Source organism: Acinetobacter sp. G18 (assembly GCF_052660225.1).
This window is the reverse complement of record NZ_CP109658.1, coordinates 2220352-2237778: the sequence shown is the minus strand read 5'-3', so window position 1 is coordinate 2237778 and position 17427 is coordinate 2220352. Positions and strand designations below refer to the sequence as shown.

At 36.7% G+C, this 17427-nt stretch carries 17 protein-coding genes; 7 read left to right on the top strand and 10 right to left on the bottom strand.

The window, feature by feature from the left end:
* Positions 1 to 32: 32 nt before the first annotated feature.
* Genes NE363_RS10705 through NE363_RS10680 form a run of 6 tightly spaced genes read right to left on the bottom strand, consistent with a single transcriptional unit; the run spans position 33 to position 6483 of the window.
* Positions 33 to 692, bottom strand: a complete 660-nt coding sequence (locus NE363_RS10705; RefSeq protein ID WP_004792864.1) for a methionine ABC transporter permease — start codon at positions 690 to 692, stop codon at positions 33 to 35.
* The gene (locus NE363_RS10700) at positions 673 to 1749 is read right to left on the bottom strand and encodes a methionine ABC transporter ATP-binding protein (RefSeq protein WP_445535009.1); all 1077 of its coding nucleotides are present in this window, start codon (positions 1747 to 1749) and stop codon (positions 673 to 675) included. The genes NE363_RS10705 and NE363_RS10700 overlap by 20 nt, the downstream gene beginning before the upstream one ends.
* Before the next feature lie 5 nt (positions 1750 to 1754).
* Positions 1755 to 2585 (bottom strand): MetQ/NlpA family ABC transporter substrate-binding protein, encoded by an 831-nt coding sequence (locus tag NE363_RS10695; RefSeq protein WP_445535008.1) that lies wholly within the window; start codon positions 2583 to 2585, stop codon positions 1755 to 1757.
* A 14-nt stretch (positions 2586 to 2599) separates the two neighbouring features.
* Complete coding sequence (locus NE363_RS10690; protein ID WP_445535007.1) at positions 2600 to 4012, bottom strand: LLM class flavin-dependent oxidoreductase; 1413 nt, start codon at positions 4010 to 4012, stop codon at positions 2600 to 2602.
* Positions 4012 to 5235, bottom strand: a complete 1224-nt coding sequence (locus tag NE363_RS10685) for an SfnB family sulfur acquisition oxidoreductase (protein ID WP_445535006.1) — start codon at positions 5233 to 5235, stop codon at positions 4012 to 4014. Before NE363_RS10685 ends, NE363_RS10690 begins: the two co-directional genes overlap by 1 nt.
* A gap of 12 nt (positions 5236 to 5247) precedes the next feature.
* Positions 5248 to 6483, bottom strand: coding sequence for an SfnB family sulfur acquisition oxidoreductase (locus NE363_RS10680; protein ID WP_445535005.1), 1236 nt, complete (start codon positions 6481 to 6483; stop codon positions 5248 to 5250).
* 344 nt (positions 6484 to 6827) lie between these two features.
* Here NE363_RS10680 and NE363_RS10675 point away from each other — a divergent pair, with 344 nt between their 5' ends.
* The 5 genes from NE363_RS10675 to NE363_RS10655 all read left to right on the top strand — a co-directional run bounded on the left by NE363_RS10675 (position 6828) and on the right by NE363_RS10655 (position 11398).
* The gene (locus NE363_RS10675; RefSeq protein ID WP_049065794.1) at positions 6828 to 7592 is read left to right on the top strand and encodes a glutathione S-transferase family protein; all 765 of its coding nucleotides are present in this window, start codon (positions 6828 to 6830) and stop codon (positions 7590 to 7592) included.
* Positions 7593 to 8131: 539 nt separating this feature from the next.
* Entirely contained in the window at positions 8132 to 9025 is an 894-nt protein-coding gene (locus NE363_RS10670) for an amino acid ABC transporter substrate-binding protein (RefSeq protein WP_004702139.1), read from the top strand.
* 93 nt (positions 9026 to 9118) lie between these two features.
* Positions 9119 to 9961 (top strand): amino acid ABC transporter permease, encoded by an 843-nt coding sequence (locus NE363_RS10665; RefSeq protein ID WP_004702137.1) that lies wholly within the window; start codon positions 9119 to 9121, stop codon positions 9959 to 9961.
* A 2-nt stretch (positions 9962 to 9963) separates the two neighbouring features.
* Positions 9964 to 10641 (top strand): amino acid ABC transporter permease, encoded by a 678-nt coding sequence (locus NE363_RS10660; protein WP_004702135.1) that lies wholly within the window; start codon positions 9964 to 9966, stop codon positions 10639 to 10641.
* 13 nt (positions 10642 to 10654) lie between these two features.
* A complete protein-coding gene (locus NE363_RS10655) occupies positions 10655 to 11398 on the top strand; it encodes an amino acid ABC transporter ATP-binding protein (RefSeq protein ID WP_019458936.1) in 744 nt (247 codons plus the stop codon).
* 52 nt (positions 11399 to 11450) lie between these two features.
* On the opposite strand, the gene NE363_RS10650 is transcribed toward NE363_RS10655, so the two are convergent.
* Positions 11451 to 12767 carry a DcaP family trimeric outer membrane transporter gene (locus NE363_RS10650; RefSeq protein ID WP_445535004.1) on the bottom strand — a complete coding sequence of 439 codons (1317 nt, stop codon included), beginning with the start codon at positions 12765 to 12767 and terminating at the stop codon, positions 11451 to 11453.
* 348 nt (positions 12768 to 13115) lie between these two features.
* On the opposite strand from NE363_RS10650, the gene NE363_RS10645 reads away from it, so the two are divergent.
* Positions 13116 to 13586, top strand: a complete 471-nt coding sequence (locus NE363_RS10645; RefSeq protein WP_002050132.1) for an Lrp/AsnC family transcriptional regulator — start codon at positions 13116 to 13118, stop codon at positions 13584 to 13586.
* Between the two features lie 43 nt (positions 13587 to 13629).
* On the opposite strand, the gene NE363_RS10640 is transcribed toward NE363_RS10645, so the two are convergent.
* From NE363_RS10640 to NE363_RS10630, 3 genes are all read right to left on the bottom strand, one after another.
* Positions 13630 to 14379, bottom strand: coding sequence for a YebC/PmpR family DNA-binding transcriptional regulator (locus NE363_RS10640; protein ID WP_004702129.1), 750 nt, complete (start codon positions 14377 to 14379; stop codon positions 13630 to 13632).
* A 161-nt stretch (positions 14380 to 14540) separates the two neighbouring features.
* A complete protein-coding gene (locus NE363_RS10635) occupies positions 14541 to 15086 on the bottom strand; it encodes a 1-acyl-sn-glycerol-3-phosphate acyltransferase (protein ID WP_039252793.1) in 546 nt (181 codons plus the stop codon).
* A gap of 192 nt (positions 15087 to 15278) precedes the next feature.
* Positions 15279 to 15842, bottom strand: a complete 564-nt coding sequence (locus tag NE363_RS10630) for a TetR/AcrR family transcriptional regulator (RefSeq protein ID WP_019458940.1) — start codon at positions 15840 to 15842, stop codon at positions 15279 to 15281.
* Positions 15843 to 16118: 276 nt separating this feature from the next.
* On the opposite strand from NE363_RS10630, the gene NE363_RS10625 reads away from it, so the two are divergent.
* Positions 16119 to 16982 (top strand): iron-containing redox enzyme family protein, encoded by an 864-nt coding sequence (locus NE363_RS10625; protein ID WP_191011325.1) that lies wholly within the window; start codon positions 16119 to 16121, stop codon positions 16980 to 16982.
* Positions 16983 to 17427 lie beyond the last annotated feature (445 nt).

Genomic DNA, 17427 nt, shown 5'->3' with positions numbered 1-17427 from the left:
AAAGTCATGGCTAGAGCAGGGTTGTATTGCTTTTAAACTTTACGTTTATCAAGTTGCTGGGCTAATGCATCGCCTGTTGCTTGTACTAACATGACTAAAACAATGAGCACAAAAATTACAGCTAACATAATTTGCATATCAAAACGTTGATAACCATAACGATAAGCAATGTCTCCTAGGCCACCTGCACCAATAGCACCTGCAATTGCTGATGAGTTAATCATAGTCACAATAGTCACGGTAAAGCCTGCCACAATACCCGGCAAAGCCTCTGGTAAAAGCACATGCCAAATAATTTGTTTACGGTTACAACCCATGGCTTGTGCAGCTTCAATTAAACCTTGATCGACTTCGCGTAAGCTGACTTCTGCAATACGCGCAAAGAAGGGAATTGCCGCAATCGTCAATGGAACAACGGCTGCCCAAACGCCATAACTTGTACCTACAATCCAGCGAGTAAGCGGAATAAGTGCAACCATTAAAATAAGAAAGGGCACAGAACGAGTAATATTAATGACCCAACCCAAAGCCTGATTAATCTTTTGCGAGGGGTGAATGCCGTGCTCAGAAGTACTGACTAAAACAACAGCAATAGGTAAGCCAATTAAAAAAGCAATAAATGCAGATGCACCTACCATGAGTAAGGTGTCTACAGTTCCAGTAATTAATAAATCAATGAGCTGGTCGTGCATAGCCAAGTACCTCAAATTGTGCAATTGCAGTTGATGCGTCTTGTCGTATAGATGAAAGATCAATTTCTACGTTAGGAATACCGACTAAAAGAGAACCAATAATGTGCCCTTGAATGGTATCGACCTGACTTTGATATAAATTGACGGGCGCTTTAAATCTAGCAAGTAGTTCTTGAATATCTGGAACCTGATGTGCTTCAGCTTCATATTTCAGTTTTACAATAATATGAGTTGAATCTTCATCGGGTAGAGAACTGATTTTAAAAGGCAGAGTGATCTGCTCAAGGTTTAACAATTCTTGAGTAATTTGTTGCTCTGGTCGTGAAAATACGGACCAAACTTTTCCTGCCTCTACAATTTCACCTTGGTCAATCACAACGACCTGATCACAAATTTCTCGAATGACCTGCATTTCGTGTGTGATGAGTACAATCGTTAGACCAAGTTCCTGATTAATCTTTTTAAGTAAAGCCAAAATAGTAGCGGTACTTTCTGGGTCAAGTGCTGAGGTGGCTTCATCACACAGTAAAATTTCAGGATGATGGACAAGTGCACGTGCGATACCGACACGTTGCTTTTGTCCGCCCGAAAGTTGTGATGGATAATGACCAGACTTATCTGCAAGACCTACGAGTGCCAGAACTTCATTTACACGCTCATCGATATCTGCTTTGTTGTAATTGGAAACTTTTAAGGGCAATGCCACATTTTCCCAGACTGTTTTTGCAGACATTAAATTGAAATGTTGAAAAATCATTCCAATTCGTTGACGGGTTTGAATGAGTTCAGCATGACTCAATTCAGCAATGTTTTGTTGATGAATATGAATGCTGCCTGTATTAACTTGTTCTAAGCCATTTAAAGTACGGAGTAGCGAAGATTTTCCCGCACCACTTTTACCAATAATGCCTAAAATCTTACCTTGAGGAATATCAAGGTTAATCTCTTTTAAAGCATGCAGTTTTTGACTCTGCGATTGGTAAAACTTATTTAAACCACGAATTTTGATATGGGGTAGAGAAAAATCAACTTGTGATCCAAAACTCACCATTGCCATTCTCCTTATTTCCAGCCAGGGAACCAAAGTTTTGGGCCAATCTCAGCATCTAACACAGCTTTAACTTTTGGCGAGTTTTGATAGATCTCAACAAATTTCTTTAATTTGTCGCCCTTATCCTGATAGTCATCACGCACTACAAACAAAATTGCATAACGTTTATTGGTATTGTCATCAAGTAAAAGCGCACTATTAGGGTCAGCTGTTTTTGCTAAACGTAAGTAATGTGGATAGCCAAAAGCCAAGTCAACATCATCAATTGCACGAGCAGTTTGTGGCCCCTCAACTTCAATGAATTGCAAGTTTTTAGGGTTTGAAACAACATCTTTAAGTGCAGATAAATGATTATTTGAATCTTTAAGCGTAATTAATTTAGCTTGCTGTAAAAGTAGTAGGGCACGACCTTGATTCACTGGATCATTTGGAATGACTACACGTGCGTTTTGTGGCAATTCATCTAAGCTTTTATACTTTTTTGAGTAAAGTCCCACATGTGATGCAGCACCCACTGCAAATGCCTTTAACTTAAAGCCAGTTTCTTTAATTGCATTGTCTAAGAAAGGTTGATGCTGGAAAAAGTTCGCATCAATATCCCCATGATTTAAGGTAATGTTTGGTGTGTTCCAGTCAGAAAACTCAACCAGTTTTACATTTAAACCTTGTTTCTTTGCTTCATCGGCAGCAGCTTGTAAAGGTTTTGCAAATGGTGGACTAATACCAATCACAAGTTCATTTGAGCCACTTTGACGATGTTTATTCCATAAGAATAAAGCAATAAAAAGCACTACAACGACTAAGCTTACGCCTAGCCATTTTTTAGAGGCTGTTTGAGCCATGTCTATCTCCAAATTTAGGCAGTTATTTCTTCAATTTTTGTTAGGTTTTTGCTGTTGTTATAGGGACTACATCGGAACGCTTGAACAGGGTGCTGTTCTGGTAATTGATCACCCCGATTAAAAATTTTGTTCCGCAGTGAACCCGTTTTATATGCAGTTTTATAGCGACCACGTTGCTGTAGTTCAGGAATAACCAAGCGAATAAAGTCGTGGTGAGACTCAGGTGCAACTGTACGTGTCAAATTAAAGCCATCAATATCTGTCTCATCTAAAAGATGAATTAAGTATTCAGCAACTTCTTCGCCACTACCTACGATGAGGGGATAACGGCCACCTAAAACATGCTGAGCTTTTAAGTCATTTTTTGTGATTTGCTGTTCTTTAAATTTTTCGGTAATCGAAACAATGCTGTTACTTTTTTGGTAAGGAATTGCTTCATTGTCAGCAAATTTACTTAAGTCGATGCCAGTTGAACTCGCATAATGCGCGAGGCCAGCTTCAGCACTTGCATACTGACGATATTCATTAAGTTTCTGTACAGCGAGATCATGTGTTTCGGCAACAACAACGGTGATGCCAACGAAGACTTTAATGTCATTCGCTGAACGGCCTTGCTGTTCTGCAAGAGCACGAATCTTTTTCACTTGTTCGCGTATTTTTTCGGGTTTGTCGCCACCAATAAATACACACTCAGCATGACGCGTCGCAAACTGCATACCTTTTGGTGAAGCACCTGCTTGAAACAGTGTTGGAGTACGTTGCACAGAAGGAGACACCTGAAACACACCTTCACTTTGGTAATATTTTCCGTGGTGGTGAATGGTGTGAACTTTAGATGGATCTGTAAAAACACGCTGTACTTTATCTTTTTTAACAGCGTCATTTTCCCATGAACCTTCCCAATATTTATAGCAAAGCTCTAAAAATTCTTCGGCTTGTTCATAGCGAGCATCGTGGTCTTTTAAACCTTTTTGACCAATTAAGCGTTCGGCACTGTCTAGATAACCTGTCACAATATTCCAGCCAATACGACCTTGAGTTAAATGGTCGAGACTCGCAAAGCGTCGGGCAAATTGATATGGATGCTCATAGCTTAAGTTCACAGTGACTCCAAAACTTAGGTTTTGAGTGACTGCCGCCATAGCTGAAATGAGTGTAGATGGGTCATGGCTAGGAAGCTGAATGGACTCTTTTAAAGTCAGATCAATACCATTTTGATAGACGTCATACACACCTGTAATGTCTGCAATAAACAAACCATCAAATAAACCACTTTCTAAGGTTTTGGCTTGTTCTGTCCAGTAGCTCAGTTCATTAAAACGATGTGATTCATCACGTGGATGTGTCCATAAGCCATGATTAATATGCCCAACACAGTTCATATCAAAAGCATTGAGTAAAATTTCTTTCGCTTTAAGATCTGCCATTACAATGTCCCCCGACGAGGTGGTAGAACACCGTTAAGAACATAGTTTCCAATAAAGTAATATTTCCATCGTGCAGCATCATGTAAGGTATGTACGCGCGCATTGCGCCAGAAACGGTCTAGACCATCCTGTGACTGACTGCCACGACTTCCTGCAAGTTCAATCAGCTTAGAGGATGCTTTGAGTGCAATATCACTACTATGAGCACGCACTTTGGCCACATCGATAGATGCTTTTGCAATGCTTTCTGGTGTGGTTTCAATTTTTGCGGCATCAATTGATTGAGCTGCCTGTTTTAATAACACTTCACTTGCTCGTACATCGACAGCAATGCGTCCTAGCTCATAAATTGTCAAAGGATCTTGGTTGGCAGTTTCTACATTTGAATCAATCCATGGGCGTGCTTGATGCACTCTTTGCAAACTTTCTTCAAAGGCTGTACGTGCAATGCCTACCTCAATTGATGCATGCATAATTTGAGCAAAAGGGCCCACTAAGGTTGGTTGTAAAAATGCAGTATCAAAAGGAATAACATCATCTGCATCTACGAAAACCTGATCAAATTTAACAGTGCCGCTACCTGTGGTTTTCTGACCAAAACCAGACCAGTCATCAACTAGTTTCAATCCTTGTGAACCACTTTTTACAAAGGCTAGGTATTCTCGACCCGCATCATCTAAAACTAAGGTTGGAATTCGGTGAGCAAATAAACTTCCTGTGCAGTAAAACTTTTCACCCTGAATGAGATATCCATTTTCATGCGGACGAATATTGGTTTGTTTGTGGGTTGAAGTTTTAGTTTTAAACTCGGCAAGGGCATTACCAAAGCGAGTGCCATTTAAAACTTCGCCGTATAAACGTTGTTTTTGAGCTTCTGTGCCTGTATTGTGTAAGACTTCTAAGGCATAGAAATGGTTTTGTGGAATTTGTCCAATTGAACCATCTGCACCACTCAAAAGAGCAATCACTTTAGCAACTGTATGACTTGAAACTTCGGCACCACCATATTGCTTTGGCACTGTAATTGCCCAAAGACCAGATTGGCTCAAAGCATCGATTTCGGTATAGGGTAAAATTCGTTTAGCATCTCGCTCAACTGCAGTTTTTTTAAATTGCTCAGCAAATTGTTTAGCAATTTCTAATGCTTCAGCATCATTTTGAATAATGTGCGCTTGGCCAGATGCTGATGTTTGTTTTGTTTGAACCGATTGATATGAAGTCATGACAATTTCTCCTTAAATCCAGGCGTGACGGGCAGGGAAATGACCATTAAGGTAATAATTGCCAATGGCATGTATTTTCCAGCGAACAGGGTCGTGTAAGGTATGTACACGGGCATTTCGCCAATGTTGATCTAAATTGTGTTGGCTTAAGCTTGAACGACTACCGCCTAGTTCTAGTAGTTTTTCAGAGATTTGTAGAGCTGCATCATTGGCATAGACTTTTGCTTCAGCAACCAAAATTGAAGCTTTAGCTACTTGTTCATCAGTCACAGTTTGGAGTTGGTCAAGTTCATCTAAATATTCAGCAGCTTCATTAAGCAGTAAGATTGCAGCATCGAGCAAAATATTTAACTTACCTACTTCTTGTAAGGTGTAATGTTCAAAGCTGGCTTTTTCAACATTTGCATCAATAATTGGACGTGCTTTATGAATAGTCGATAAAGTATCGTCAAATGCAGCTTCTGCAATCCCTACATCAATGGCTACTTGTAACAGTTGCGAATAAGCACCGCGATACGTAGGAACTTGTGTTAATAAGCGTTCGTCAAAAATAAGTTCAGGATTGACTTCAACATGATTTAATTTAACCGTGCCACTTGCTGTCGTGCGTTGCCCAAAACCATTCCAGTCATTAATCACTTCAATATCTTGAGCATCCGAGTTAACAATTACTAAAACAACATGACCTTCGGGATGAACCGCTTTAATTGCGAGCCAATGCGCAAAACTTGTTCCTGTCGAATAAAATTTTTCACCGTTTAAAATGTATTTACCGTTTTCAATGGTAAGCGTGGTTTTTAGTGTTTTTGAGTCATGTGTATTCCGTTCTGGTCCACCATTAGCAAGACGTTTGCCTGCCAATATTTCTGAAAAAATAAATTGTTTTTGTTGTTCTGTGCCCAAGATCTCGACTAGGTTTAACAGACTAATTTGATTTTGTGGAATTTGACCAACATTGGCATCGCCTTTACTTAAAATACGAAAGACTTGAGCCAAAGTTTTATTGGAAACAAAAGCACCGCCATATTTTTTTGCAATGCGAATTCCACCTAAACCTTTTTGGCTAAAACTTTCGATTTGCTCATAAGGAAGTTGGCGTTGTTGATCACGTGTATTACGACCCTCTAAAGCAAAATCAGCCACTTGATAAGCAGCATTTATCGCTTGTTGATCATTTTGAATGACTTGGACGTATGCCGTCGTTTTAGATAGAGAATTAGACATAATGACACCTTGTATTGCTGTCATTACCTTACAAAAGAAATATTTTTCCACTAAACGAGGACTTATGCTCAGCTTATGAATAAAAATGCAAAGCACTTTTTTTGATTTTCAATAGATAAATATAGATATAGAAATTTATTATAAATCAATCAATTATAAAATTCATTGGCTAGGAAAATTACTAAACTGGTTTTAATATGAAAAAGAGCTATAAGTACGGTAAAAAAAGATATAAAAATATAGACCTAACTGTCAGTGAAAAATGAGCACAATATCCATTGTTTTCATTAAAAATAGCTTCTAAAGTATCTACTTAACGACGACGATTTTTGTACGAATAGTCAAATAAAAATAAACGTGGAGATTTTATGCGGGTTTTGTATCAGTTTCCTTTGTCTCATTATTGTGAAAAAGCTCGCTGGTTGTTAGACCATAAAGAACTTGATTACGTTGCACATAATTTGATTCCAGGCTTCCATCGTGCATTTGCACAACTCAAAACTGGGCAAAATTTATTGCCAATTTTGAAAGATGACCAACGTTGGATTGCTGAATCAACTAAAATTGCACTTTATCTGGATGATACTTATCCAGAGCATGCACTTTTGCGCCGTGATGAACAACTTCGACAACAAACGCTCAAGATAGATAGCTTGGCAGATGAACTGGGTGTACATGTACGTCGTTGGGCACTTGCCCATACTTTAGCCCATGGCGACCATGCTCTAGAGATTATGATGGGTGAGCAAGGTTACTTGCGCCAGTTTGAAAAAATATCAAAACCTTTCCTCAAAACTTTAGTAAAGAAGAACTATAAGCTTGAAGGGGAAGTTGTGAGCCAGTCAAAAGAACGTATGGATGAACTTATAAATGAGTTGAATCAGTACCTCATCGAAAACCAAGCACGTTATATGGTTGGAGACCGCTTAAGTCTTGCTGATATTTCGGTGTGTTCTATGCTTGCACCTTTACTTGAAATAAAAGGTACACCATGGGAATCCGAAGAGGATGAAGAGGTGTCGCCAGAGTGGAGCAATTATCAGAAAGCTTTACTTGATTTGCCCCTTGGACAATATGTTTTAAGAATATATCAAACAGAAAGAAATGCACGCGTTGATTGGCGAGGCATTTAATCTATAGGTTTTATAAAAAAGCTCGAAATAAATCGGGCTTTTTTTATATTTGTAGAAATATTTTAATTGTAAAAAACATGACTATAAATTTTATAAATGAATTTTATTAAAACATTTTTATTTATTATTTTGAGGTTTGTATTGTTTTTAAATTACAAACTTAGACTTTTAGTCTAAATGCCTAATAAAATTAATTTTTCTTTTTATTAATAAAATAGTTTTTCTAAAAACAGTTTTTAGAAAAAATTAAGCCACTTTATTGTGCATGTGTTTACAATGTAATCAAAAATTGCCACATTTAAGTGTAATTAGATGAGCTTAATAATAGACAGAAGATTAAAATATAGATTAAAGTAGAAACATGTGAGCAGTTTTAAAGGTATTAACTCTGCGAAACAGATAAATAATAAGTGAAGCAAATGGATGAAGTCCTACTTGGAAAAGTTGGCTCGATAATTGCAATTTAATAATAAATCACTTTATTTCTCTATAAGAATGATTCTGTAGACAAATAGAGGAATGATCATCAAGGAGTTCTTATGAAACGTTCTGCAACCTCTCTCATTGTTTCAACAATTATGCTTTGTACGGTTGGTGCTACTTCTCAAATACAGGCAGCAGACACATTAGCAAAAATCAAAAGTACTGGAAAAATCGTTATTGGTCACCGAGAATCATCCGACCCAATTTCATACGTTGTTGGAGGTAAACCAGTAGGTTATGCAGTCGACATTTGTAACCAGTTCGCAAATGATATTAAGAAAGAATTGAAAATGCCTGGTTTAAAAGTTGAATACAAGGCAGTCACTTCATCAACACGTATTCCTGAGCTTTTAGCAGGAAATATTGATATGGAATGTGGTACGACTACAAATTCTAAACAGCGTCAGCAACAAGTTGGTTTTTCAACGAACTACTATGCAACAGAAGTGCGCATGGCTGTTAAAGCAAACTCTGGTATTAAGAGTCTAGCTGATTTAAATGGTAAAGCAGTTGTTACGACTCAAGGTACAACATCTGACAAGTACATTAAAATGAATGAAAAAGGTCAGTCACTTAATGTACAAAACATTTATGGTAAAGACCATTCTGACTCATTTGCCATGATGGCATCTGGCCGTGCCGCAGCATTTGTAATGGATGACAATATCTTAGCTGGTCTAATTGCTAAGTCATCTACACCAAAAGCATTCGCAATTGTAGGGCCAGTACTTTCGTCAGAACCTTATGGCATCATGATTGCAAAAGATGATCCAAAATTTAAAGCAGTTGCCGACCGTACCGTAAATAATTTATGGAAAACTGGTCAAATGGACGCTTTATATAAGAAATGGTTCTTATCTCCAATTCCACCAAAAAATACTAATTTAAATATGCAGCCAAGTGCATCTTACAAAAAGCTTAAAGCCCACCCAACAGATGCAGGAATCTAACACGTTCCTTTTGTCCTAAATTTACTTGTGCAAGTGTAAAACCTCATTTGCACAAGTGGTCTATTTTCTAAGATATTCATTTAAGGGGCAAACATGTCAGTCGGCTCGCTAAACTGGACTATATTCTGTGCGGAGTCTAATGAATATGGTGTCGATAAAGCCGCATGGGCAGAATCAGTTTGTAAAGTCATTGGTAGCTCTAGCTACAATGCTTATTCTGAGGCGCCCACATGGTTACAAATGTTAGGTTCTGGTGTCTTTACTATGGTATGGACTGCTGTTGTAGCCTTTCTTATCGCATTTTTATTAGGTTCTCTCCTCGGGGTAATTCGTACTTTACCCAACAAACCGCTTGCATTTATCGGCAACTGTTATGTCGAAATATTCCGTAATATTCCTTTAATTGTACAGTTATTCTTCTGGGCTTTTGTATTCCCAGAGTTCTTACCAGATAGTTTAAGTGCCGGAAGTGGAGACGTTGTAGCAGGTGGATGGTGGAAAAACCTTCTAAATCATCATCCTGCTGTTATTGGTGTTTTTGCTTTGGGTCTATATACCGCAGCACGTGTTTCTGAGCATGTAAGAGCGGGGATTAACACAGTTTCTCGCGGACAAAAGTTCGCAGCTTCTGCAATGGGTTTTACAACGGCGCAAAGTTATCGTTATGTGATTTTACCAGTTGCATACCGTACTGTATGGCCAACCATTACTTCAGAAGCAATGAACGTTTTTAAGAACTCAGCAGTTCTATATGCGTTAAGTGTTTTGAACTTCTTCGCTTATACCAAAACCATGCGAGAAGAGACTTCTCAGGACATTATCATTCTTATTCTGTCTACACCGGTTTATTTAATCATTACCTACACCATTAAATTTGTGATGGCATGGATTGAAAAACGTATGGCTGTACCAGGTTTAGGTTCGGGAGGAAAATAATTATGGATTTTTCTCTATTACATAATCCTGATGTTATTGCTGCACTCAAAGAAGGTTTTATCTTCACGCTTACGGTAACGGTACTTGCGATGATGGGAGGGATCCTGATTGGAACTCCATTGGCAATGATGCGTTTATCTAACAGCGCAATTGCAAGTAACTTTGCGAAGTTCTATGTCGATCTATTTCGTGGTATTCCATTAATTCAGGTCATCTTTATTTTCTATTTTTTGTTGCCGAAAATATTTGAGTTTCAATCAGATACTTATTGGGGACCATTATTTTCGAGTGTTGTGACCTTTGCTATTTTTGAAGCTGCATTTTTCTCGGAAATTGTACGTTCCGGTATTCAGTCTATTTCAAAAGGTCAGGTCAATGCAGGCTACGCTTTAGGTTTCACCTATGGTCAATCTATGCGTTATGTGGTGTTACCACAGGCCTTCCGTAATATGCTCCCAGTATTACTTACTCAAACCATTATTCTCTTTCAGGATGTGTCATTAGTCTATGTGATTAGTGCACCAGACTTCTTAGGTCGTGCAGATACATTGGCTAATACCTATGGTCCTGAAACAAAAGCAACATTCTACTTAATCGTCGCTGTGGTGTATTTCTGTAGCTCGTTTGTGCTATCGCAATTAGTCAAACGCTTACAGAAAAAAATTGCCATCATTCGCTAATTGGAGATTTTAAATGCCAATGATAGACATCCAACATATCTCTAAATGGTATGGTGATTTTCAGGTTTTAACAGATTGCACGACGAGTATTGAAAAAGGTGATGTCGTTGTTGTTTGCGGGCCATCTGGTTCAGGAAAATCAACGCTCATTAAAACCGTAAATGCTTTAGAACCATTTCAGCAAGGTGACATTATTGTTGATGGGGTTTCATTAAAAGATCCAAAAACTGATCTTGCAAAATTCCGTTCTCGCGTAGGAATGGTGTTTCAGCACTTTGAACTTTTTCCGCACATGACAGTTTTGGAAAATTTAACGATTGCTCAAGTGAAGGTGTTAAAACGCTCAGTTGCTGAAGCTCGGGAAAAGGGACTTAAGTATCTGGAGCGAGTTGGGTTACTTGCGCATAAAGATAAATTTCCAGGACAACTTTCTGGTGGACAACAACAACGTGTTGCAATTGCTCGCGGGTTATCTATGGACCCAGTCTGTATGTTGTTTGATGAACCTACTTCGGCACTCGACCCTGAAATGGTAGGAGAAGTGCTTGAAGTGATGGTACAACTTGCAAATGAAGGTATGACCATGATGTGTGTTACTCATGAAATGGGTTTTGCTAAAAGAGTATCGAACCGTTTAATTTTCATGGATGAAGGCAAAATTCTTGAAGATTGTCCAACCAATGAATTTTTTGATAATTTAGAGGCTCGTCACGAGCGCGCTAAACTTTTCTTAGAGAAAATTCAGGCAATGCATTAATTGTGACAATAAAAAAAGAGCCTTTAAAGGCTCTTTTTTTTATATCTAGCTATTAGAAATTATATTTAGCAAGTAAATTTATACGTGAGTAATCACCTTTATCACCTGCAAATGTTTCACGCTGACCGTAAGTGTATTCTGCACCTAAGTCAATGTTCTTAACTGGATTCCAGATTAAATTAACCAGCGCATTATAAATTTCTTTGTTATAGCTGGTGTTATTTAAATTAGTATTGGCATATGTGCTGTCATCTTTATACTGAACTCCGCCAATTGCGAAAGTAGAACGTAATATTGGATTCCATTTGCGTTGATAGCCAATAACAGCGCTATCAAATTCTCCTAAGTTGATATCTTGACTAACTGTGTCATATGCATAAGCAGAGTTGCTATAAGATAAATATCGACCATCGCCTTTAACATGATAGTAATTCGCCATAACACTATCTTGAGGGGTAATATCATACTTTCCGCCTATGCCGACACCCCAACCAAATTTTTCTTCAGATGAACTATCTTTAGGTGCGACACGGTTTTCGTGAGCAAGCCCATGAAGTTGTAATAAGCCTTTATTATCGGCAGTTTTAAAATCATAACGCGTTGTTAGAGCAGGGAAACGGCTTCCACCCGCAACATTTCCTACTTTTTCAACATCGCCACCTTCTAAAGCAAATAAGATTTTTTGTTGCGCATCAATCGGCTGGGTATAGCGGACTTGTACGGTACGGGTTGTTCCTGTGCCCACTGCACCTGTAAAGTCTAATGTTTCTGGAGATGTATCGGTATTTACGAAAGGTGAAGTCGTTTGACCTGCTAACCATTTACCTAAAGACATATAAGCATGGCGTACACGGAAAGTTCCACTGCCATTGTCGCCATTCCCCCCCATAAAGTCGGCTTCAATTTTTCCGGTTAAATCACCATATTGGGTAGGTCGAAGAATATCTAAGCCAATACGTGTAGTTGCAGCAGATACATTTAAAGAATCTTGTCTTGGATCATCTTTATTTAATGGGTAATTGGCTGCATTTGAAATGCTTCCATTTGAACCTTTAAAGTCATAAGTTGCATCTACTCGTACGTTTCCATAGAGCTTAACTTGAGTTTGTCCATCAGGCATTTGCATCCATCCAGGTTTGCCTTGTGGAGCAGGTGGATTTGCTACAGTTGCAGTTTGTGGAGCTGTTGGAGTATTAGCTGCAAGTGCTGTTTTTTGTTGACTTGATAGTTGCTGAACCAGTTGTTTTAATTCACCGACCTCTTTGCGTAAAGCATCTACTTCTGCATCAGTAGCAGCATGGGCTGGCACCATTATACCTGTTAGGCTAACAGCACTCATGGCAAGAACTAAAGTTTTGATTTTTTTCACAGGTATTCCCCACATCGGATATAAAATTTTTCCAATATCTGCATATCAAAAACAGTGCCAACTTTTTGAAATTCTGAAAAGTAACTGATTTTATTTAGAAAATACTCATTATTCTTAAATAGCATATTGTTTTACTAATGTGTTAAATGAAAAACTGAAAGGATATAAGGCTATAAACCATTGCAAATGCGCTATAAACGTCATACTACTGCACAGTTAACAGGCACAGATTTGAGTCAACATATTGAAGTAAAGCTTAATTCTTTTTTTAATCGTGTTTGATTTTTAACGTAGACTTGGCTTTAGGATATACTGTTCACTTATAAAGAGTACTGATTGGAGAAAAGAATGGAGTTAGACCGTTTTGATAAACAAATTCTGGAAATTTTGTCTCATGAAGACCTGAATTTGAATGAGCTCTCAGAACGGATTAATCTTTCAGTTAGCTCTGTTCATCGTCGCATTAAGCACTTAATTGAAGCTAATATCATGGGACAGCTTAAAAGAGAAATTAACTTTAGCAAATTGGGTTTTACCTTGCATATTTTGCTACAAGTCTCTTTAAGTAAACATGATAGCGAGACCTTCGATAAATTCCTTTCTGAAATTGAAGCTATTCCTGAAGTTACAAATGCATTTTTAGTCACTGGTCAAAGTGCCGATTTTATTCTTGAATTGGTCGCACGTAATATGGATGACTACAGCGAAATTTTATTAAGACGGATTGGTAAAATTGACAATGTCGTCGCTCTACATTCGAGCTTTGTGATTAAAGAGTACAATGTGTTTAACTGTTATAACTTATTAAATAAGCTATAAAAAAACGCACCAATCGGTGCGTTTTTTAATTTCAATGTTTGGTTTAAGCATCTAATTGAGCTAAAACTTCATCTGAGAATTCAACGTTTGTATAAACGTTTTGTACATCATCAAGATCTTCAAACATATCGATCATTTTGAGAATTTGTTTTGCTTGGTCAACATCTGTAATTTCAGCTTTGGTTGAAGGGCTCATTACAACTTCAGCGTTATCAGATTTTAAGCCTGCAGCAGCGAGAGCATCTTGAACATCACCAAAAGTTTCTGGTGAAGTAATGACTAAAATTTCATCTTCTGAAACTTCAATATCTTCTGCACCAGCTTCTAGAGCAACTTCCATGATTTTATCTTCTAAAGAGACATCTTCAAAAGTAATTTCGCCACGTTTAGTAAATAGGTAAGATACAGAACCCGCAGTTCCTAAATTACCGTTTGTTTTACTAAAACAGTGACGTACATCTGGTACTGTACGGTTTAGGTTATCTGTCATTGTTTCAATAAGAACAGCAACACCACCAACGCCATAACCTTCGTAAGTTACTTCTTTTAAATCATCATTATCTTCACCACCCACACCGCGTTGAATTGCACGGTTAATGGTGTCACGTGTCATATTGACAGAAAGTGCTTTTTCGACAACAGCACGAAGGCGAGGGTTACTAGCAGCATCTCCACCACCAAGTCTGGCAGCAGTAACAATTTCACGAATATATTTAGTAAAAACTTTACCGCGACTTGCATCTTGTTTAGCTTTACGATGCTTAATATTGGCCCATTTAGAATGACCCGCCATGGAAGTGAACTCCAAAAATTAAAAAATGCAAAAGTGCCAGAATATTATCATAGGCATGGTTTTCTTGAAAACTGTTGTCCTATGTTTTGTTAACCAATTAAGCACGCTTTGAGAGTCTAAATTTAGCTAAAAAATAGACTCGAAGTTTGCGACTAAATTGGTTAGCTAATCTTTACATCAATATCGTATTGCGCATAGAGTTCTTTAATTGTTTCAAGATCCTTTTGCAAATCGGAAGGATAAATTTTGCCTAAAATACCGCCTTTTTTTGTTCTTGCATTTGCGTACATCAGTACGATTGGCACATTAGCAGCTTTAGCAATATGCCAGAATCCGGTACGGATAGGTCTGCGTTCAGATCCATCTTTTGCACGTGTTGCTTCAGGTGCAATGACTAGATTAAATGTATCGTGACTTTGAAATTTTTCGACCATTTGAGAGACAATATCTTTACTCGCTTTTCGATCTACAGGTATTCCACCTAGTTTCTCAAGAATAGGCTTCATTGGACCTTTGAAAAGTTCCTTTTTTATTAAAGTATGAATTTTTAGGTCTAACATTTGAAACAAAGCAATAGATAAGATTGCATCTAGGTTAGAAGTATGCTCAAAACCAATAATAACTTGTTTTTTCTCAAGAATTGTAGGATCTACATCATAGGTCCAACCAACTGCTTTAAAGATAGAATTGCCTAAAAACTTTTTCATAGAGATGTGGGAGACAATAAGGATGCGGAATTCTAATATGAGTTGGTCTAAAAAGGTAGAAAATTATCACTGCAGTAAATTTCATTTATTTTAATATTAATACTCAATAAACTTTATATTTATTAGTGTTATATTTTAACTAGTCAATATAAAAATATATAATATATTGGTTTGAGATTAACTTTTATCAGTTCAACTAAGATTTTCAGTTTTAATTAAATACTCGATATATTGCCATTTTTTGTTAGGATCAATCAAATCTTTATCAATCGTTCCATCAATGATAATCCCATCAATAACTGAGATAAGCATATGGGTAAGCGGAGTAGGATTTTCAATACCAAGCTCTACTAATAAACTATTTAATAAATTGATTAACCAATTTGTATATTCTTGAAATGGTTCTCGAATTGAAGTGTATTGTTTAGATACTTCAATAAATGCCTTCTTAAATAGGCAGCCATTAAAGTTTTCACTGTTAATCCAGTCGATATACCAATTAAAAATCAGATGTATTTTTTCAAGTGGCTCTGCATCTGGATGTGCATTCAATCTTTCATAAATAGAATTTTGTATATTAATGTTTCTATGCTCTAGGCATTCCATGATTAAACTTTCTTTAGAGGGAAAGTATTTATAAAAAGTCATCTTGGCGACATTTGATTCAGCAATAATTCTATCTACACCCGTAGCGTTATAACCTATTTTATTAAAAAGGTTTAAAGCAGTATTTATAATATCTTCTTTTTTTGACATTATTTTTCCATATAGTTAGAACTAATTATGAGTTGACATAGCTTTTGATTTTTTAATCAATTTGATCATAATCAAAAACATAATTTGATTCAAGTTAATATTATAAAAATAGTCTTTATTATTTTTAAATTTTTTTAAATATTCTATTTGATTTAATATAATTTTAATTCTAAGATGGATTTTTAACAAAAGGAGTTTGGATTTTAGCGTAATTCTTTGTTTTTAAAATAAAATATGGAAATCAGATAACTTTAATAAGTTTAACGAGAGTGAATTATGCCAAAAAAATTTGAGAACTTTAATAATCCTAGGAAAAAGGCACTCGCAGGGATGAAACAAAGCATTTCAGCTGAGCTTTGGGATAAAAATCTAAATTTTTTAAACCAATTAAGAGTTAAGATTTCAAAACATCCTGTTTCTCATCATCCCGCAATAGAAATTTTAAACAATGGAGAAATCAGTAAACAAAATTTAAAGCGTATTCATTTAGAGTATCGCCATGCAATTGTACAAACTTTTACAGATGCTTTATTAATGGCTCAATATCAGACAAAGCAATTAGAACCAAAATTGCATGCTGGAGCCAAAATGTTCCCGCGTTTTCTTTTAAGTCTAAATATATTTGATGAGTTCGGATTCAGGCCTGGTGCTGACCGAGATGGTTATTATCAAGGAAACCCTGAATATGCTCATTATCCATTATTTGAAGATGTTTTGAATGATTTTGGAGTAACTGAAGAGGAGCGTCGCAACTATAAGCCAACAGAAATCGCGCATCAGGTGAGAGATTTTTTAGAGAGTTCTTATAATGACTATAAAGCTGTTTCTGCTTTATTGGCTGTGGCTGAAGAAGAGGTGATTTTGTATAGTCCACCTTTGCGTAAAGCAACCAGTGCTGTCGGTATAGATGTCGAGGGTGGTGGTTATTACCATGTTCATGGCATTTCTGAAGATGAAACTGCCGAGGCAGCAGATGATGATCATGAAGAAGATTTATGGTACATTTTGATGCAGGCTTGTACTGAAGAAGACTATATTTATTTAGAAAATCTATGCCTTGAATATTGTGGTTTGTGGGAAAAATTTTGGGATGTTCAAATGGAGATATCAAAATCAATGCCTAAACAAAATTTGGCTTAAGAATATCTCAAATATTGAACTCATAATTTATAATAAACATAAATACTAAAAGGAATATTGAAAATATGGAAATAGTAAAACTCTTTTAGTCTTTAAGTGAGCAATCTTTGAATCGTGTAGTGCTATTCAATTGTATTTTAAGATATTCAGAATTATAAAACCCCCAAAATTAAATTTTTAGGGGGTTAAATTTGGCTAGCCAATAAATTAGAGAACTTAAATATTTTTATTTAAACTTAGATTAATCAGTTGTTTACGATGTTTCTCTATGTCATTTGTAGTTTGGTTTAGTGCTATTTAGGGGCAGATGTATTCTGGTCATTGTAGAATTGGAATATTCTTACAATGAGATTGTATTTGCATAATATTGTTGGTCAATTCAATCAATAAATATGAGTTTATCCCTAATATATTAATAATTTATAAGAGTTTACGATTGGCGGTG

What these genes read in the sequence shown, in the direction of transcription:
- NE363_RS10660 (WP_004702135.1), top strand. Translation starts at nt 9,964, where the DNA reads ATGGATTTTTCTCTATTACATAATCCTGATGTTATTGCTGCACTCAAA.
- NE363_RS10690 (WP_445535007.1), bottom strand. Translation starts at nt 4,012, where the DNA reads ATGGCAGATCTTAAAGCGAAAGAAATTTTACTCAATGCTTTTGATATG.
- NE363_RS10695 (WP_445535008.1), bottom strand. Translation starts at nt 2,585, where the DNA reads ATGGCTCAAACAGCCTCTAAAAAATGGCTAGGCGTAAGCTTAGTCGTT.
- NE363_RS10700 (WP_445535009.1), bottom strand. Translation starts at nt 1,749, where the DNA reads ATGGCAATGGTGAGTTTTGGATCACAAGTTGATTTTTCTCTACCCCAT.
- NE363_RS10625 (WP_191011325.1), top strand. Translation starts at nt 16,119, where the DNA reads ATGCCAAAAAAATTTGAGAACTTTAATAATCCTAGGAAAAAGGCACTC.
- NE363_RS10640 (WP_004702129.1), bottom strand. Translation starts at nt 14,379, where the DNA reads ATGGCGGGTCATTCTAAATGGGCCAATATTAAGCATCGTAAAGCTAAA.
- NE363_RS10635 (WP_039252793.1), bottom strand. Translation starts at nt 15,086, where the DNA reads ATGAAAAAGTTTTTAGGCAATTCTATCTTTAAAGCAGTTGGTTGGACC.
- NE363_RS10665 (WP_004702137.1), top strand. Translation starts at nt 9,119, where the DNA reads ATGTCAGTCGGCTCGCTAAACTGGACTATATTCTGTGCGGAGTCTAAT.
- NE363_RS10630 (WP_019458940.1), bottom strand. Translation starts at nt 15,842, where the DNA reads ATGTCAAAAAAAGAAGATATTATAAATACTGCTTTAAACCTTTTTAAT.
- NE363_RS10705 (WP_004792864.1), bottom strand. Translation starts at nt 692, where the DNA reads ATGCACGACCAGCTCATTGATTTATTAATTACTGGAACTGTAGACACC.
- NE363_RS10680 (WP_445535005.1), bottom strand. Translation starts at nt 6,483, where the DNA reads ATGACAGCAATACAAGGTGTCATTATGTCTAATTCTCTATCTAAAACG.
- NE363_RS10675 (WP_049065794.1), top strand. Translation starts at nt 6,828, where the DNA reads ATGCGGGTTTTGTATCAGTTTCCTTTGTCTCATTATTGTGAAAAAGCT.
- NE363_RS10670 (WP_004702139.1), top strand. Translation starts at nt 8,132, where the DNA reads ATGAAACGTTCTGCAACCTCTCTCATTGTTTCAACAATTATGCTTTGT.
- NE363_RS10645 (WP_002050132.1), top strand. Translation starts at nt 13,116, where the DNA reads ATGGAGTTAGACCGTTTTGATAAACAAATTCTGGAAATTTTGTCTCAT.
- NE363_RS10655 (WP_019458936.1), top strand. Translation starts at nt 10,655, where the DNA reads ATGCCAATGATAGACATCCAACATATCTCTAAATGGTATGGTGATTTT.
- NE363_RS10685 (WP_445535006.1), bottom strand. Translation starts at nt 5,235, where the DNA reads ATGACTTCATATCAATCGGTTCAAACAAAACAAACATCAGCATCTGGC.